At 74.2% G+C, this 16,585-nt stretch carries 19 protein-coding genes; 10 read left to right on the top strand and 9 right to left on the bottom strand.

Annotated features, from left to right (window positions below; translation table 11 throughout):
• Positions 1–78: 78 nt before the first annotated feature.
• Together STTU_RS08995 and STTU_RS08990 are read right to left on the bottom strand one after the other, a co-directional pair.
• Positions 79–429, bottom strand: a complete 351-nt coding sequence (locus STTU_RS08995; RefSeq protein WP_007821958.1) for a DoxX family protein — start codon at positions 427–429, stop codon at positions 79–81.
• A gap of 317 nt (positions 430–746) precedes the next feature.
• Positions 747–1,517, bottom strand: coding sequence for a PepSY domain-containing protein (locus tag STTU_RS08990; protein ID WP_043254634.1), 771 nt, complete (start codon positions 1,515–1,517; stop codon positions 747–749).
• 117 nt (positions 1,518–1,634) lie between these two features.
• On the opposite strand from STTU_RS08990, the gene STTU_RS08985 reads away from it, so the two are divergent.
• The 3 genes from STTU_RS08985 to STTU_RS08975 all read left to right on the top strand — a co-directional run bounded on the left by STTU_RS08985 (position 1,635) and on the right by STTU_RS08975 (position 4,756).
• Entirely contained in the window at positions 1,635–2,294 is a 660-nt protein-coding gene (locus STTU_RS08985; RefSeq protein ID WP_007821956.1) for a response regulator transcription factor, read from the top strand.
• Positions 2,291–3,799 (top strand): sensor histidine kinase, encoded by a 1,509-nt coding sequence (locus tag STTU_RS08980; RefSeq protein WP_043254632.1) that lies wholly within the window; start codon positions 2,291–2,293, stop codon positions 3,797–3,799. Before STTU_RS08985 ends, STTU_RS08980 begins: the two co-directional genes overlap by 4 nt.
• Positions 3,800–4,000: 201 nt before the next feature.
• Entirely contained in the window at positions 4,001–4,756 is a 756-nt protein-coding gene (locus STTU_RS08975; RefSeq protein ID WP_007821954.1) for an SDR family oxidoreductase, read from the top strand.
• A gap of 157 nt (positions 4,757–4,913) precedes the next feature.
• Here the strand turns inward: STTU_RS08975 and STTU_RS08970 are convergent, their stop codons facing one another.
• From STTU_RS08970 to STTU_RS08955, 4 genes are all read right to left on the bottom strand, one after another.
• Complete coding sequence (locus STTU_RS08970; RefSeq protein ID WP_043254630.1) at positions 4,914–5,402, bottom strand: MarR family winged helix-turn-helix transcriptional regulator; 489 nt, start codon at positions 5,400–5,402, stop codon at positions 4,914–4,916.
• A gap of 128 nt (positions 5,403–5,530) precedes the next feature.
• Complete coding sequence (locus STTU_RS08965) at positions 5,531–6,355, bottom strand: AIM24 family protein (RefSeq protein ID WP_043254629.1); 825 nt, start codon at positions 6,353–6,355, stop codon at positions 5,531–5,533.
• Positions 6,352–7,002 carry an AIM24 family protein gene (locus STTU_RS08960; RefSeq protein ID WP_007821950.1) on the bottom strand — a complete coding sequence of 217 codons (651 nt, stop codon included), beginning with the start codon at positions 7,000–7,002 and terminating at the stop codon, positions 6,352–6,354. The genes STTU_RS08965 and STTU_RS08960 overlap by 4 nt, the downstream gene beginning before the upstream one ends.
• Positions 7,002–7,640, bottom strand: a complete 639-nt coding sequence (locus STTU_RS08955; RefSeq protein ID WP_029396879.1) for an AIM24 family protein — start codon at positions 7,638–7,640, stop codon at positions 7,002–7,004. Before STTU_RS08955 ends, STTU_RS08960 begins: the two co-directional genes overlap by 1 nt.
• 375 nt (positions 7,641–8,015) lie before the next feature.
• On the opposite strand from STTU_RS08955, the gene STTU_RS08950 reads away from it, so the two are divergent.
• Positions 8,016–8,360 carry a DUF3817 domain-containing protein gene (locus STTU_RS08950; protein ID WP_007821948.1) on the top strand — a complete coding sequence of 115 codons (345 nt, stop codon included), beginning with the start codon at positions 8,016–8,018 and terminating at the stop codon, positions 8,358–8,360.
• Entirely contained in the window at positions 8,357–8,665 is a 309-nt protein-coding gene (locus STTU_RS08945; RefSeq protein WP_010269873.1) for an MTH1187 family thiamine-binding protein, read from the top strand. Before STTU_RS08950 ends, STTU_RS08945 begins: the two co-directional genes overlap by 4 nt.
• Positions 8,666–8,847: 182 nt before the next feature.
• Here the strand turns inward: STTU_RS08945 and STTU_RS08940 are convergent, their stop codons facing one another.
• Entirely contained in the window at positions 8,848–9,831 is a 984-nt protein-coding gene (locus tag STTU_RS08940; RefSeq protein WP_007821946.1) for an ArsR/SmtB family transcription factor, read from the bottom strand.
• Between the two features lie 83 nt (positions 9,832–9,914).
• On the opposite strand from STTU_RS08940, the gene STTU_RS08935 reads away from it, so the two are divergent.
• From STTU_RS08935 to STTU_RS08925, 3 genes are all read left to right on the top strand, one after another.
• Positions 9,915–11,222, top strand: coding sequence for an MFS transporter (locus STTU_RS08935; protein WP_007821945.1), 1,308 nt, complete (start codon positions 9,915–9,917; stop codon positions 11,220–11,222).
• 21 nt (positions 11,223–11,243) lie between these two features.
• The gene (locus STTU_RS08930) at positions 11,244–11,750 is read left to right on the top strand and encodes a MarR family winged helix-turn-helix transcriptional regulator (protein WP_007821944.1); all 507 of its coding nucleotides are present in this window, start codon (positions 11,244–11,246) and stop codon (positions 11,748–11,750) included.
• Positions 11,751–11,857: 107 nt separating this feature from the next.
• A complete protein-coding gene (locus tag STTU_RS08925) occupies positions 11,858–12,238 on the top strand; it encodes a DUF3817 domain-containing protein (RefSeq protein WP_007821943.1) in 381 nt (126 codons plus the stop codon).
• A gap of 222 nt (positions 12,239–12,460) precedes the next feature.
• On the opposite strand, the gene STTU_RS08920 is transcribed toward STTU_RS08925, so the two are convergent.
• Entirely contained in the window at positions 12,461–13,162 is a 702-nt protein-coding gene (locus STTU_RS08920) for an SDR family NAD(P)-dependent oxidoreductase (protein ID WP_007821942.1), read from the bottom strand.
• 112 nt (positions 13,163–13,274) lie between these two features.
• Between STTU_RS08920 and STTU_RS08915 the strand changes: the two genes are divergently transcribed.
• A complete protein-coding gene (locus STTU_RS08915; RefSeq protein WP_007821941.1) occupies positions 13,275–14,165 on the top strand; it encodes a helix-turn-helix domain-containing protein in 891 nt (296 codons plus the stop codon).
• A 200-nt stretch (positions 14,166–14,365) separates the two neighbouring features.
• Here STTU_RS08915 and STTU_RS08910 read toward each other — a convergent pair whose 3' ends face one another.
• The gene (locus STTU_RS08910; protein ID WP_007821940.1) at positions 14,366–15,016 is read right to left on the bottom strand and encodes a TetR/AcrR family transcriptional regulator; all 651 of its coding nucleotides are present in this window, start codon (positions 15,014–15,016) and stop codon (positions 14,366–14,368) included.
• A 314-nt stretch (positions 15,017–15,330) separates the two neighbouring features.
• On the opposite strand from STTU_RS08910, the gene STTU_RS08905 reads away from it, so the two are divergent.
• Positions 15,331–16,299 (top strand): tetratricopeptide repeat protein, encoded by a 969-nt coding sequence (locus STTU_RS08905; RefSeq protein ID WP_078518952.1) that lies wholly within the window; start codon positions 15,331–15,333, stop codon positions 16,297–16,299.
• Positions 16,300–16,585 lie beyond the last annotated feature (286 nt).

The following is a 16,585-nucleotide window of genomic DNA, read 5'->3' as shown; positions in this document are numbered from 1 at the left end:
GAACGAGGAGAAGGGGGCGGACTCCGTGCGGGGAGTCCGCCCCCTTCTCCGTACGCACTCCCGCCTCGCGCGCGGCCCTCACGCGGACAGCGTGATCACCAGTACCGCAGCGCACAGGACGAGCATCCCGCTCGCGTTCAGGAAGAGGTTGCGGCCGAAGTCCCGCGCCCGTACGTGCGCGCCGATCGCGAGCAGGAAGTAGAGGACGAGCGCCGCCGAGGTCAGCACCGCGAGCCAGTGCCACCGGACACCGGCCACGAGCCCCGCCGCCGACGCCGCCTTCACCACCGGGAGCAGCCGCCACCAGCGGCGCGGCAGCCCGACGTCGCTGAGGCAGTCGCGCACGAAGCCCACCGGACGCAGGCTGAGCACGGCGTCGACGAGCTGGACGAGCGCGAGGGCGAGAAGCGCGAGGTGCGGCCAGGACATGACGGGCCTCCGGGGCGACGAGCGGGTGGCTTCGCCGGGATGACCGGGCGGCGCGGGGAAACGTGACAGGGGCCACGGGGGGAGACATGACCGGGGACCCCGGCCGCGAAACGCGACCGGGGGCCTCGGCGGGGACCTGATCGGGGCCTCGGCCGGGGGCATGGCCGGAGACCTCGGGGGCGTGTCCGGACCTCGGGGGAGTGTCCGGGGACCGCAGGGGGTATGCCGGGGCCTCGGCGGCGGCTTACGCGAGGGGACGGGGGCCTCGGCGGCAAGCGCGCGGGCCGGGGGCCTCGGCGGTGAGCGTGAGAGGGGCCTCAGTCGTCGCTTCCCTGCGTGACCTTCGCCCCGTCGAGCGCGACGGACCACTCCGCCTCCGCGGGCCCGGTCTCGACGCTCCAGTACCCGTTCCGCTCCTCCTCCAGGTCGACGGAGACGACCGTGCCCTTCGCGGCGGCGGCCCGCGCGGCCTTCGCGGCGCTCGTCGCGTCACCGGTCAGGAGGTCCTTCGCGGCCCGTACGTCGTCCGCGTCGCCGCGTTCCGTGCGCGCGTCGAGGACCTTCCCGCTCGACGGCGAGACGTCGACGTGCCGGAGCTTCCCGGAGCCGTCGAGGATCTCGACCTCCCACACGAGGCGGCCGTCCTGGTCGTCGTCGATCTCGGCCGAGAGGGCGCGGCCCGGGGTGTGCGCGAGCGCGGCGGCGAGGGCGTCGGGCGCCGCCACCTTCCGCGCGGCGGCGGCCTCCGCCTTGTGCTCGGCGGCGTCGTGGGCGCGCTCGCGGGCGTCGTCGTCCTGGTCGTCGTCGGTGTCGTCGGTGTCGTCGTGGCGCGCGGTGTCGTCGCGCCCGGCGCCGTGGCGCGTGTCGTCGTCGCGGTCGTCGGTGTCGCGGTCGTCGCGGTCCTCGCGGGCCGTGTCGTCGGCCCCGGTACGGGTGAGCCCCGCCCGCTCGTGCGTCGTCGCCCCCGTACCCGTACCGGAGGCCGCGGACGTACCGCCGTCATCTCCGAGGGACGCGGCGGCGACTCCGCCCCCGGCCGCGAGGACGACGGCGGCGGCGAGAGCGGCGAATACGGGCTTGCGCTTCATGAGGAACCTCCTGCGGGAGCGGGCTTGATGACGTGACTCACTGTTGCCCGCGCCGCCTGAAGGCTTCCTGAAGCTTCCTGAAGGCCGCTTCAGGGAGGATTTGGCAGGCTGTGCGGCATGCGCCTGCTGATCGTGGAGGACGAACGCCGCCTCGCCCGCTCCCTCGCCCTGGGCCTCGGCGCCGAGGGCTACGCCGTGGACATCGCGCACGACGGGACCGAGGGCCTGCGCCGGGCGACCGAGGGCGGCTACGACCTGATCGTCCTCGACATCATGCTCCCCGGCATGAACGGCTACCGCGTCTGCGCCGCGCTCCGCGCCGCGGGCGACGACACGCCGATCCTCATGCTCACCGCGAAGGACGGCGAGTACGACGAGGCCGAGGGGCTCGACACGGGGGCCGACGACTACCTCACCAAGCCCTTCTCGTACGTCGTCCTGCGCGCCCGCGTCAAGGCGCTGCTCCGCCGCCGCGCCACCGGGGCACCGCCCGTGCGCGAACTCGGGGCGCTCCGCCTCGACACGGGCGCGCGCCGCGTCCGCCTCGCGGGCGAGGAGATCCCCCTCACGGCGAAGGAGTACGCGGTGCTCGAACACCTCGTGCTCCGCGCCGGACAGGTCGTCTCCAAGGCCGACATCCTCGAACACGTCTGGGACTTCGCCTACTCCGGCGACCCGAACATCGTCGAGGTGTACGTGAGCACGCTGCGCCGCAAGCTCGGCGCCGGCCTCATCCGCACGGTGCGCGGCGCCGGGTACCTCCTGGAGCGCCCGTGAGGCGCCTCTTCGGCTCCGTACGGGCCAGGGCCACCGTCGCCGCGACGCTCGTCGTCGCCGTCGTCCTCGTCGCCGCGGGCACGGCCGTGGTCCTCTCGCTGCGCGCCAACCTCATCGACCGCGCGGGCGCCGACGCCGAGTCCGCCGCGCGCAAGGTCGCCGCGCGCCTCGCCACCGGCACGTCCTGGGACGCGCTCGACCTCCCCGACGATGACGACGAACCCGTGCAGATCGTGGACGGCACGGGCCGGGTGCGGGCCGTCAGCGAGGACCTGGAGTCCGTGAGCGGTACCGGGACGAGCGGCGTCAGGCCGTCCGCCGGGCCCGCGCCCTCGGGAGGCACGCTCGACGACGACGCCCACCTGAGTAGCGGCGAGGCCGTCATCGACGGGGACCGGGGCACGTACCGGTGGGCGGCGATCGAGGTGAAGCCCCGGGAGAGCGAGGACGACTCGGACACGGGCTCGGGGTCGGACACGGGCTCCTCGGGGGGCGACTCCGAGGCCGAAACCGACGACGACTCCGGCTCCGGCCCCGGCTCCGAGGCCGACTCCGGGGATGACGACGACGCGCGGACGTTCACCGTCTTCGCCGGGGCGCCGCTCGACGCCGCCGACAGCGCCGTGCGCACCGCGCTCACCGTCATGCTCATCGGGCTGCCCGTGCTGCTCGCCGTCGTCGCCGCCGTCACGTGGGCCGTGACCCGGCGCGCCCTGCGGCCCGTCGAGGGCATCCGTGCCGAACTCGACGCCATCACGGGCTCGCGCGACCTCGCGCGCCGCGTCCCCGAGCCCGCGACGCACGACGAGATCGCCGCCCTGGCCCGTACCACCAACGCGACGCTCGCCGCCCTCCAGGACGCCGTCGACAAGCAGCGCCGCTTCGTCGCCGACGCCTCGCACGAGCTGCGCAGCCCCATCGCCTCGCTCCGCACGCAGCTCGAAGTGGGCGCAGAACACCCGGAGTTCCTCGACCTGGACGGGGCGGTGGAGGACACCGTACGGCTCCAGCACCTCGCCGCCGACCTGCTCCTTCTCGCGCGGCTCGACGCGGGGGAGCGGCCCCCCGACCGGCCGGTGCGGCTCGCGGACCTCGTCGCGCGCGAGGCGGCCGAGCACGGCCTGCGCGCCCGCATCGAACCCGAACGGGCGGACGGCTACGAGGTACGCGGCTCCGCGCCCCAGCTGGGCCGCATCCTCGGCAACCTCCTCGACAACGCGCGCCGCCACGCCCGCTCCGAGGTCACCCTCGCCCTGCGCCAGGAGGGCGCCGACGCGGTCGTGACGGTGTCCGACGACGGCCCCGGCGTCCCGCCCGCCGAACGCGACCGCGTCTTCGAACGCTTCGTCCGCCTCGACGACGCCCGCACCCGCGACGAGGGCGGCGCGGGCCTGGGCCTCGCCATCGCCCGCGACGCGGCCCACCGCCACGGAGGCTCGCTGGTGGCGGGCGAACGGCCGGGCGGGGGAGCGGAGTTCGTGCTGCGGGTGCCGTTGGCGGGGTGAGGCGGGACGGGGGCACGAGGGCGTGCCGGGTGAGGCGGGGCGCCGGTGAAGTGGGGCGGGGGCGTGCCGGGTGAGATGGGGCGGCGTGCGGGGCCGGGGTGGCGCGCGGGGTGAGACGCGGCGGTGGCGGATCGGGGCCCTGGAGGATTCGCCGTCCCGGTACTGGCGTCGGGCCCCTGCCACCGGACGAGAGGGGGCGCCGTGACGGGTGCGGAGGGTGTGCTGGCGGGGAAGAACGCCGTGGTCACCGGGGGGTCGCGGGGGATCGGCCGGGCCGTCGTGGAACGGCTGTGCCGCGACGGCGCGCGGGTCGTCCTCACGTACCGGCGGGAGCGGGAAGCGGCCGACGAGGTGTGCGCGGTGGTACGGGCCCGGGGCGGGCAGGCGTACGCCGTGCGGCTCGACCTCGCCGACGCGGCGGCCACCGAGCAGGCCATGGCGGCGGCCGACGCGCGCCTCGGCGGGCTCGACATCCTCGTCAACAACGCGGCACGCACGTCCGCCCGGCTCCCGCTCGCGGAGACCGGCACGGAGCACTTCGACGAGGTGCTGACCGTCAACACCCGCGCCGTCTTCCTCACCACGCGCTACGCGGCCCGCCACCTGCGCGACGGCGGCCGGATCATCACCGTCTCGACGGCGAACACCGTGCGCCCGGGGCCCGGCATCGCCCCGTACGTGATGAGCAAGGGCGCGGTCGAGCAGCTCATGGCCGTCGCCGCCCAGGAACTCGGGGCCCGGGGCATCACGGCGAACACCGTCTCGCCCGGCGCGACCGACACGGACATGCTGCGCGGCGCCAACCCGCCCGAGGCGCTCGCCGCCGTCCCGGCCATGACCCCGCTCGCCCGCCTCGGCACCCCGTCCGACATCGCCGACGTCATCGCCTTCCTCGCCGGTCCGGACGGGCGCTGGATCACCGGGCAGAACGTACGCGCGACGGGCGGACTGGCCTGAGGCGGCCGGAGCGGGAGGTGCGGGGACGGGGACGGCGGTGCTTGACGCGGGCGGTGCCTGGCGCGGGCGGTGCCTGAGGTGGGCCGTGGCCGGGGTCGGCCGCGCCTGAGCTGGGCGGGTGGCGTGGCCGGGGGCGTCGGCGGGTGGCGTGCCCGGCTCAGCGTGCCTCGCGCACCTCGCGCAGTCCCTCGGCGATGGGCCGGAGGAAGTCGTGCAGCGCCGTGAGCTGCTCGGGGGTGAGCCGGTCGATGAAGTGGCGCCGCACGGAGGCCACGTGGTGCGGGGCGACCTCGCGCATCGTCATAAGGCCCGGCTCGGTGAGCACGGCGAAGAGCCCGCGCCGGTCGGACTCGCAGTTCTCCCTGCGGACGAGGCCCGCCTTCTCCAGGCGGGTGATCTGGTGCGAGAGCCGGCTCTTGGACTGGAGGGTCGCGGCGGCGAGATCACTCATCCGCACCCGGTGCTCCTCGGCCTCCGAGAGGTTCACCAGGATCTCGTAGTCATTCATCGTGAGCCCGAACGGCTGGAGATCACGTTCGAGCTGGTGGGTGAGGAGCCGGTTCACTTCCAGGTGGGTGCGCCAGGCGCACTGCTCGTCCTGGCTGAGCCACGGCGTGGCCTCGCTCGTCGTCTTCTCCGTGTCCATGAAGACATTCTACCGAAGAAGTTGAAAACCGAACGAAACCTCTGACGTGAGCTGCCCCACGAGCCGCCACCCTAACCCGGCCCGCCCGTCACGGCGCCGCCCCGACGCCGCGCGCCGCCGGTCAATCCCTACAAGCCGAACCTCCGCTGAATGTCCCCCAACTGCCCCGGCATCCTGGGCAGTCCCTGGGCCCCGCCCGCCCCGCCGGGCGCGTGGCCGGGCATCCCCGGGCGCCCGGCGCCCCCGCCGCCCGGCACCCCCGGCTCCGCGGGGGTCGTGCCGATGTCCGTCTCCGGCATGAGCTGCTCGCTCGACTGGAGGAGCACGGTGCCGGCCCCCACGAACTCGAACTGGTGCTCCTCGCCGGAGGCGCCGCCGAGCCCGGTGAGGGCGCGGACACCGCCGAGGAAACCGCTCAGGTAGCCGTGGTCGTAGTGGTGGCACGGCGAGGGGCAGTCCGCCCAGCCCACGAGCGCCTGCGGGTCGACGCGCAACGGCGGCTCCATGAAGACGACCGGACCGTTGGACGCGGCGATGAACTTCCCGGTGCCGATGAGGGTCAGGAAGCCGGGCACGATCGACTGCTTGAGCGCGAGGCTCGGCTCGTACGCGAGGAGGTTGCCCGAGCGGACCGTGAGGTTGCCGTCCTCCAGGTCGAAGCTGTTGACGTCGAACGCCCGGTCCGCGAGGAGCATCTTCCCCTCGCCCTCCGCGACGACCCAGTCGCTCGCGTGCAACGGCGAGTGGAAACTCGTCCGCAGGAGCCGGTCGAAGCGCCCGCTGCCGATCCCGTCGAAGGAGATCCGCCCGTAGTAGGCGATCATCTTCCCCTTCTGCAGGAACCACTGCGAGCCCCGCAACTCCACGCAGAACGTGTACGCGTTGACGTTGTCGTCCGAGGGCAGCGCGTGCGGATCGAGGACGGGTGTGCCGTCGGGGACGAGCGGGTTCACAGCTTCTCCTCCGATGCCTGCACGAAGACCGCGCCCTGCCCCGACAACTCCAGCTGAAACGCCTCGCCCGAGCCCCGGCCCACCATGTCGCGCCAGCCGAGGGCCGTGGACAGCTTGTTCCGTACCTCGCCGTAGTGCGCCACGTACGCCTGCGGATCGACGTGCACGGAGCGGCCGGGCGTGATCGGCAGCTCGATGACCCCGCCGTGCGCCATCACCGCGACGGCGCCGTGCCCCTTGAGCGTCGTCGTGAAGAGGCCCTGGCCCGTCACCTGGCCGCGCACCATCCCCATCACGCCGCCCTGCGCGCCGAGGAAGAGCGTGCCCTGCTGGAGCGAGCCGTCGAAGGCGAGCAACCGGTCCGCCTCGACGCACAGGGTGTCGCCCGACAGGTTCACCACCTGCACGTGGTGCCCGCCGTGCCCGAAGAGCACCGTGCCGTGGCCCTCGACCGTCATGAGCGGCGTCGCCTCACCCGCGACCCGCCGCCCGATCATCGACATGACCCCGCCCTGACCGCCGCCCACGTTCGGCGTGAAGCTCACCTCCCCCCGGTACGCGAGCATCGCGCCCCGCTGGCTGAAGAGCCGCTGCCCCGGCAGCACCTGCGCCTCGACCATCTTCGAGTTGATCTCCCTGAACGGCATCAGAGGTCACCCCCGAACGTCTTCCGCTCGCTCGGCTGCACCCACACGACACCCTCGCCCTCGAACCGGATCTGGAACGCCTCGCCGCCCCCTTCGCCCATCACCGTGCGGAAGTTGACGCCGGACTGGAAGTGCTGGCGCAACTGCCCCTGGTGCGCCACGTACGCGCCGGGGTCGACCTGGAGGGGGTACGCGGAGCTGACCCGCAGCGCCATCGCGGGCCCGTCCGAGAGCAACGCCGCCTGCCCGCTCCCCTCGACCGTCGTCGTGAAGAGCCCCTGCCCCTGGCTCGCCCCGCGCAGGCCCGTGAACGTCGTCCCCGTGCGCAGCCCGGCATCCGTGCACAGCAGATTGCTCGCCTCCACGTACAGCGTCTCGCCGCGCAGGCTCACGACGCTGATCTCCGTCGCCCGGTCGGCGAACCAGCACGTGCCCTCGCCGCGCACCTCCATCACCTCCATCTGCTCCCCCGTGAGCCGGCGCGTGACCATGCCGCGCAGGCCGTCGCCGCCGCCGGAGAGCTTCTTGAAGTTCATCCGGCCGTCGTACGCGACCATCGAGCCGTTCTTCGCCCGCACGGCATCGCCGGTGAGCTGGACGGCGAGCACTTTGCTGCCCTGGAGTCGGAGGTGAGCCACGCCTTCGAAGGTACTGGGCGCCGGGCGTCCCCGGGAGCCGTTTCGACCCTGAATCGTCCCGGAGATCCGACCCCGAGAGACCTCAGGGGCGCGTGGGGCGCCGGAGACGGCGCGCGGGGGACCAGGGGTGGTGCGGGTGGGCCGGGGTGGCGCGTGTGGTGTCGTCGCGTGCGCCCCTGCCTCCGGGTGCCAAGGGCGGGAGCGCGGGATCGCGACGGCGGCGTGAGCAGGGCCACCCCACCCCCATCCCTCCCCGCCCCGGCGGGCTGCGAGAATGAGGCGGCTTGTGCGCGCGTTCACAAGATCGTGTGAGAGCGTGCGCGGACCTCCCCATCCCGTCCGCTCCTCCCGACCCCCGACCGAAAGTTCCGCGCCGTGGACATCAAGACAGCCTCCGCCCTCCGCCGCCTCCGCCTGGTCTCGGCCCCCGAGGCGGTCTCCTTCCTCCTCCTGCTCGTGTGCTCGATCCTCAAGCGCACCACCGACTTCAACGCCGTGCCGGTCATGGGCATGGTCCACGGCGTGCTCTTCGTCCTCTACGTGATCTTCTGGATCGACGCCTGGAACCGCGCCAAGTGGTCCGCGGGGCGCGGCATCCTCTACTTCGTCCTCTCCGTCCTGCCCACCGGCGGCTTCTTCGCCGAGCGCAAGCTCAAGCGCGAGGCCGAGGACGCGGTCATCGCCGGCCGCGCCCGGCGCGAAGGGATCGTGAACGCATGATCGTCGCCTTCTCCGTCTCCCCGCTCGGCGTCGGCGAGGAGGTCGGCGAGTACGTGGCCGAAGCGGTCCGCGTCGTCCGCGAATCCGGCCTGCCGCACCGCACCGACGCGATGTTCACGAGCATCGAGGGCGAGTGGGACGAGGTCATGGACGTCGTCAAGCGCGCCACCGCCGCCGTCGAGGCCCGCAGCTCGCGCGTGTCGCTCGTCCTCAAGGCGGACATCCGCCCCGGCGTCGAGGACGGCCTCACCCGCAAGGTCGAGACGATCGACCGCATCCTGGGCGAGGACACCCCGAAGTCCTGAACCCGACAGCTTCCCGTTCCGGGCCCCGTCGCGTGCGCGCGAGGGGGCCCGGGTGCTGTGCGGGTGAGTCCGCGGGGCCGAGGGGGTGGCCCGTGCGCGCGCGTACGTGCGGAGCCGTGGTGCCTGGCGGGTGGGGGCCTGTCAGGCGGCCACACGGAGGTCGTGCACGTCGGGAATGCGCCTCACCCCTTCCCCTCCGCCAACGCCGTCCCCAGCCCCGTGCGCCGGTACACGACCTCGCGCCCGTAGCGGCGGGCGTGGAGGAGGCCCGCCGTGCGCAGGGACGTCAGGTGGGCCGAGACCGAGGAGGGGGCGAGGCCGAGGCGGTCGGCGAGGCCGCTCGTCGTGCCCGGGACCGCCAGCGCCGCGAGCACCGCCGCGCGGCCCGCGCCGAGAATCCCCACGAGCGCGTCCGGCGCCCGTTCCGGCACTCCCGTCCACAGCGAGGCGAGGCCCCGCGCCGGGTAGACCAGCGTCGGCTGGAACGGTTCCTCGACGCCCGTCACGACGTCCGGCCACGTGTGGACGCTCGGCATGAGAACCAGGCCCTCGCCCCGCAGCCACCGCTCGTGGTCGCCGCGCTTGTCCACCGTGAGCGTCCGGCCCTCCCAGCGGACCCGCGTGTCCAGTTCGGGCAGCAGCCCGCCGAGCCCCAGCTCCGCGAGCCGCCGCGCGTGGTGCGCCACGTCCGCTTCGAGCAGCGCCCGCAGCCGGGGCCACTCCGGCTCCACGAGCGCGTGCCAGGCCCGTTCGAGGAGATCCGCCGCCTCCGCCACGGCCCGCGCGGGCTCGGCGAGCAGTGCGCGCCCCCACGCCGACTCCGTACCGCCCCGTACCGAACGCAATGCCGTCGCGAGGTCCCTGCGCGCGGCGGCGGGATCGGTCGCCCGTACCCGCGCCAGCTCCTCCCCGATCTCCGCCGTCGCTCCGTCCGGCGGCGGCGCCCAGAAGTCGGGGGAGTGGCCCCGGTGCGGCATGAGTCGCCACAGCGGCCGCAGGTCGAGCCCGGCCGCCGCCGCGCGCATCCGGTCCAGCCGCCCGTGGTGGTACGGGAAGCGGTCGGGCCGTGTCAGCGTACGGACCGCCTCCTGCGTCTCCCACAACGGCGAGAACGCGAACCGGCACCGCAACAGGTCCCGGTCCCCCAGATGCAGACGCTGTGCCACGCTCGCCCTCGTCTTTCCCGCCCGCCGATTCGGCCGGAGCCGAAACGATACGTCCGGCGCCCCCGCCCCCCGATGCTCGCCCCATGCCCGAGCACAACGCCCCCACCCCGACGCCGATCACGCCCACCAACCCCACCGCCCCCACCGCCCCCCATCCCCGCTATCTCGCCCTCTTCCGCATCCCCGAGTTCCGTGCCGTCTTCCTCGCCCACCTCTGCTCCCTCCTCGGCACCGTCGTCAGCGAGATCGCCCTCACTGTCCTCGTCTTCGCGCTCACCGGCTCCCCCTTCCTCTCCGCCCTCGCCTTCGCGCTCGGCCTGCTGCCCTACCTGCTCGGCGGGACCCTGCTCGCGGGGCTCGCCGACCGGTATCCGGCGCGGCGGGTGCTCGTCGGCTGCGATCTCGTCTGTGCCGCTTGCGTCGCGGTCATGGCGCTGCCCGTCACGCCCGTCGCGGGGCTGCTCGCGCTGCGCGTCGTGCTCGCGCTCGTCGCGCCCGTGTTCGCGGGGACGCGGATGGCGACGCTCGGCGACATCCTCGGGGACGGCGAGGCCTTCGTCCTCGGGCGCTCGCTGCTGCGGATCGTCTCGCAGACCGCGCTGCTCGGCGGGTACGGCGTCGGGGGGCTGCTGCTCGTGCTCGTACCGCCGCGCGGGGCGCTCCTCGTCACGCTCGCGACCTTCCTCGGCTCCGCCACCCTGCTCCGGCTCGGTACGCGCCGCCGCCCCGCCCGCGCCCGCACCGCCGCCGGCGGGCTCGTCCGCGACTCGCTCTCCGGCGTCCGCGCCGTCCTCGCCCTGCGCGGGCCGCGCCTCGCGCTCCTCCTCTTCTGGCTGCCGCCGGCCTTCGCCGTCGTCCCCGAAGGGCTCGCCGCGCCCTACGCCGCCTCACTCGGCGTCGGCGGCGCGGGCCTCGGGCTGCTGCTCGCCGCGATCTCCGCCGGGATGATCACCGGTGAACTGCTCGCCGGGACCCTCCTCACCCCCGCGGCCCGCGCCCGCCTCGCCCTCCCGCTCGCCGCGCTCGGCACCCTCCCGCTCGCCCTGTGCCTGCTGCGCCCCGGCTACCTGCCGCTGCTCGCCCTCCTCTTCGTGACCGGCGCCTCGGCCGCGTACACCCTCGGGCTCGACCGCTGGTTCGTCGACTCCGTGCCGGTGGAGCTGCGGGGCCGCGCGATGACCGTGCAGACCGCCGGGCTCATGACCGCGCAGGGCCTCGGCACGGCCCTCGCGGGAGCCGTCGCCGAACGGCTCGACCCGCACCTCGTCGTCGCGGGGGCGGGGCTCCTCGGTACCGTCTGCTGCCTCCCGCTCGCCCTCGCCGCGCGCCGCGCGCGCCGTGTCCCGGACGCCCGGGGGCCGAAGGATGAGACGGGGCTGACCACGATATGACCGGCCGGTAGGGTCGGGGACGTGCCGAAGCCGCTCAGCCTCTCCTTCGACCCGATCGCCCGCGCGGATGACTCCTGGCGGCAGCGGTGGGGACACGTCCCCTCGATGCCCGCGATCACCTCGATCATGCGGGCCCAGCAGATCCTCCTCGCCGAGGTCGACGCCGTCGTCAAGCCGTACGGGCTGACCTTCGCGCGCTACGAGGCGCTCGTGCTGCTCACCTTCTCCAAGGCGGGCGAACTGCCGATGTCGAAGATAGGCGAGCGGCTCATGGTCCACCCCACCTCGGTGACCAACACCGTCGACCGCCTCGTGCGCTCCGGTCTCGTCGCCAAGCGCCCCAATCCGCAGGACGGGCGGGGCACCCTCGCCTCCATCACGCCCAAGGGCCGCGAGGTCGTCGAGGCGGCGACGAAGGACCTCATGGACATGGACTTCGGCCTCGGCGCGTACGACGCCGAGGAGTGCGCGGAGATCTTCGCGCTGCTGCGCCCGCTGCGCGTCGCGGCCGGCGACTTCGAGGGCTGACGGGGCCCGACGGGCCGTCCGACCGGCCCGGCAGGGCTGACCAGCGGCTTCGCGTGCGTGCCCGCCCCGCGTACCGTTCGCCCGATCCGCCCGGTTAGGCTCCCCCCATGAAGAAGAGCGTGCTGACCCGCTACCGCGTGATGGCCTACGTCACCGGTGTGCTGCTGGTCCTGCTGACCCTCGGTGTCATCGCCAAGTACGTGCTCGACATCGACGGCGCCTCCGGCCCGACCCGGGTCATCGCCATCGCCCACGGCTGGCTCTACGTCGTCTACCTCGTCGTCGCCTTCGACCTCGGCTCCAAGGCGAAGTGGAAGGTCGGCAAGCAGCTCTGGGTGCTGATCGCGGGCACGATCCCGACGGCCGCGTTCTTCGTCGAGCGCAAGATCACCCCCGAGCTGGAGGCCAAGGTCGCCGCGCGGGACGCGGCGGCCGTCCCCGCCGCCCGCGCCGCGGCCGGAGCCGGCGCCGAGGCCGAGAAGAGCTGATCCGGGCCGCGCGCCCCCCTGCGTCGCGGGCCGCGCACCGCGCCCACGTACGGGCCGCGCACCCGCACACGTACAGGCCGGGAACCGCCCGCGTCGCGGGCCGCGCACCCGCACGGGCCGGTGACCGCTCCCGCGCACCGCACACGTACGCACACGAGGCCGGACCCCGCTTCGCCCGCGGTGTCCGGCCTCGTCGTGTACCCCCGCGCTCTCAGCCCCCCGTCACCACGGCAGCGGGCCCACGCGGTCCACCGCGCGCCCGGTGCCCGCCGACGCGTCCTCCGTGGCGAGCGCCACGATCGCGTCGGTGCCCTCCGTGACGGTCTGCGTGCCCGTGTGGTGGTTGAGGTCGGTCGCGGTGTAGCCGGGGTCGGCCGCGTTGAAGCGGACGCCCTCGACGCCGCGCGCGTACTGCGTCGTGAGCATCGTCACCGCCGCCTTGGACGAGGTGTAGAGCGGCGAGACGACCGAGTACTCGACGCGCTCCGGGTCGTGCGTGAGCGTCTGCGAACCGAGCCCGCTCGTCACGTTGACGACGCGCGGATCCGCCGACTCGCGCAGCAGCGGCAGGAAGGCGTGCGTCATCCGCACGATGCCGAGGACGTTCACCTCGAACACCGCGCGCGCGTCCTCGCCCGTGACGTCGGCGGCCTCCTTGAGGGGGCCCGTGATGCCCGCGTTGTTGATCAGGACGTCGATACGGCCCTCGTGCCCCGCGACGTCCTTCGCCGCCGCCTCCACGGACGCGGGGTCCGCGACGTCGAGCGCCACCCAACGGCCCCCGACCTCCTCGGCGACGGCCCGCCCGCGCTCCGCGTCGCGGGCGCCGACGATGACGGTGTGGCCGAGCGCCGACAGACGGCGGGCGGTTTCGAGTCCGAGGCCGCGAGCGGCCCCGCTGATGAGAGTGATCGTGGTGGTCATGCCTCCGAGAGTGCGCCGCCCCTACGGCCTTATCCAGGCACCCTTCGACGGTAGGAACGCCCGTACCACCTTCGCCGCGCACCTGGCGGACACGCGCTCGTAGGCTGGTCGTATGAGCACCACGGATGCCGATGGTCTCGGCGCCACGCTGCGCCGCTGGCGCGACCGCGTCAGCCCCGAGGAGGCCGGTCTCCCCGCGGGCCGCGGACGGCGGGCCAAGGGGCTGCGCCGCGAGGAGCTGGCCGCGCTCGCCGGGCTCTCCGTGGACTACGTCGTACGCCTGGAACAAGGCCGCGCCGGCCACCCGTCCGCGCAGGTCGTCGCGGCTCTCGCGCGCGCCCTGCGGCTCGACGCCGACCAGGACGAGCACCTGCACCTGCTCGCCGGGCTCCGCCCCCCTGCCGCCCGCTCCGTGCCCCGCGTCGTCTCGCCCGGCGTACGCCGCCTGCTGCGCAGGCTCGGCGACGCGCCCGCCTCGGTCTTCGCCGCCGACTGGACCCTGCTGTGGTGGAACCCGGCCTGGGCCGCGCTGCTCGGCGAACCGGGGCCGGGCCGCCTCAACTTCATCCGCCGCCGCTTCCCCGTCCCCGGGGCCGTGCCCGCCGACGGCACGGTCCTGGTCGAGTCCAGCGACGCGGCCGGTACGGACCGTACGTTCGTCGCCGACCTGCGCCGCGCCCTCGCGCGCTACCCCGGGGACCCCGAGCTGCTCGCGCTCGTCGCCGAGACCCGCGCGGGCAACTCCCGCTTCGCCGCGCTGTGGGACCAGGGCCTCGTGGGGCGCCACCGCGAGGACCGCAAGACGATCCACCACCCGGAGGCGGGCCCGCTCACCCTCGACTGCGATGTCCTCCTCGACGAGGAGCACGACCAGCGGATCGTCCTCTACACGGCCGAACCGGGCTCGCGCGAGGAGGAGTTGCTACGGGGACTGACGGACAGCGCGGCACGGGCGCCGGAGACGGCGGTACGGGGCACGGGCGGCACCTCGCGCCACGAGTGAGCGCGCACCCGCCCCGGCGGCCTCCGCACCACGGGTGAGCCCCCGCCGGTTTCGTGCCACGGGCGAGCGCCCCTCGCCGGTTGCGCACCACGGGCGAGCGCCCCCCGCCCCGGCGGCCTCCGCACCACCGGTGAGCGCGCCCCCGCGCCTCCGCCCCGTACCCCCACACCACGCCACACCCACCCGAGCGCCCGCCTTCCTCAGCCCTCCAGGCCCTCGATGAGCAGCGCCGCGAGGCGCCGCGACCACTCCTCGTCCACCGGCTCCGCGCTCACCAGCGCCCGGTGCACGACCGTGCCCGCGATGACGTCGAAGATGAGGTCGGCGTTGCGGGCCGCCGAGACCGGGTCCGGGTCCCGGGCGATCTCGCCGCGGTCCTGGGCGCGGCGGCGGCCGAGCAGGACGAGGCGTTTCTGGCGGTCGACGATGGCGGAGCGGATGCGGTCACGCAGCGCCTCGTCGCGCGTCGACTCGGCGATGACGGCCATGAGCGAGGTACGGGTCTCGGGGCGCTCCAGGAGCCGCGCGAAGCGCAGCACGACGGCCGAGACATCCCCCGCGAGGCTTCCGCAGTCCGGGAGTTCGAGTTCGTCGAAGAGCACGGCGACCGCGTCCACGACGAGTTCGTTCTTGCCCGCCCAGCGCCGGTAGAGCGTCGTCTTCGCGACACCCGCGCGCGCGGCGACGTCCCCGAGCTTCAGCCCCGACCAGCCCGACTCGACGAGCACCTCGCGCGTCGCCGCGAGGATCGCGGCATCGGCCGCGGCGCTGCGGGGCCGCCCCGAGCGATGCCGGTCGGGCGGTGCCGGGGCGGGTGTCGCGGCGGACGGGGGCAGGTCGGAGGCGGGCATGGCGTGACCATACCGGCCAGTAGCACTGCGGGGTGTGAACGAGATCACCGCGCGCGCGACGCGCTCAGGAGTTACGCTACGACGCGTAGCGAAAAGCTCCCCGTCCCGCGGGGAGGCTTCGAGCGACAACCGCACCCGGGGTGGGGACCCCGGGGAACACGTGCCGCACCCGCCGCCCCGCGTGGTGCGCACACCCCGTACGAGTGACTTCGTACGGGCTCGGAAACGGTCCGCCCCCGGGCGAGTGCGCGGAGAGCCGGTGCATCCTGCACCTGGCTTTTCCGCCGCGGCGGCCGAAGGGGGAGGATGGGCACATGCAGCCACGGAACATGTCCATGAGCGGGGTCGTCGACCTCGCCGCGGTGAAGGCGGCCCAGGAGGCCAAGGCCAAGGCCGAGCAGGCCCGCGCCGAGCGTGCCCGCGCGGGCGACACGGGAGCGGTCCCGCCCTCGGGGCTCGTCATCGACGTCGACGAGGCGGGCTTCGAGCACGAGGTGCTCCAGCTCTCCACCGAAGTCCCCGTCGTCATCGACTTCCAGGTCCCGCGGGCCGAGCCCTCGGCCGCGCTGAGCGCCGTGCTCGAACGCCTCGCCGTCGAGTACAACGGCCGGTTCGTCCTCGCGCGCGTCGACGCCGAGGCGAACCAGATGCTGTTGCAGCAGTTCGGTGTCCAGGGCATCCCCGCCGTCTTCGCCGTCGTCGCCGGTCAGGCGCTCCCGCTCTTCCAGGGCGCCGCGCCCGAGGAGCAGATCCGCCAGATCCTCGACCAGCTCATCCAGGTCGGCGAGGAGCGCTTCGGCCTCACCGGAATCCAGGTCGACGCCTCCGCCGCCGAGCGCGCCCCCGCCGAGGAGGAGCCCGCGGGCCCCTACGACCACCTCCTCCAGGCCGCCGTGGAAGCCCTCGACTCCGGCGACTTCGCGGGCGCCGTGCGGGCGTACCGCAACGTCCTGAGCGAGGACCCGGCCAATACGGAGGCCAAGCTCGGGCTCGCGCAGGCGGAACTCCTGCGCCGCGTCTCCGAGCTGGACCCGGCGAAGGTCCGCAGTGACGCGGCGGAGCGCCCCAAGGACGTCTCCGCGCAGCTCGCGGCGGCCGACCTCGACCTCGCGGGCGGCCACGTCGAGGACGCCTTCGGGCGCATCGTCGACACCATTCGCCAGGTCTTCGGCGAGGAGCGCGACACCGCGCGCCTGCGCCTCCTCGACCTCTTCGAGGTCGTGGGCCCGGACGACCCGCGCGTCGTGGCGGCCCGTCAGGCCCTCGCGCGCGTGCTCTTCTAGGCGGGTAACCGGGCATATGCCCCCGTTCCGTGCCCCGGTGGATTTGGCGACACGGCGACGTGAGCACCCCCTCTTTGCCAAAACTTGGCAAAGAGGGGGTGCTGTTACTTGCAGTAAGAGGAGCCCGACCTTCCGTCGCTCGTCGTGGGGTGATGTCCGGTTATGCGCCCTTGTGCGAAGCGACTTTCCGTGCCATCGGGGGCCACGGCCGATGCCCTGCGGTCATGTCGGCGTTACTAGTCAGTAACGAACCCCTTGTGCGGGGCCGCCGAATGCACCACGATCG

The sequence above is a fragment of the Streptomyces sp. Tu6071 genome, assembly GCF_000213055.1.
Classification (GTDB): domain Bacteria; phylum Actinomycetota; class Actinomycetes; order Streptomycetales; family Streptomycetaceae; genus Streptomyces; species Streptomyces evansiae.
Note: the sequence above shows the minus strand (reverse complement) of the source record. Positions and strands in the feature narration are given on the sequence as shown.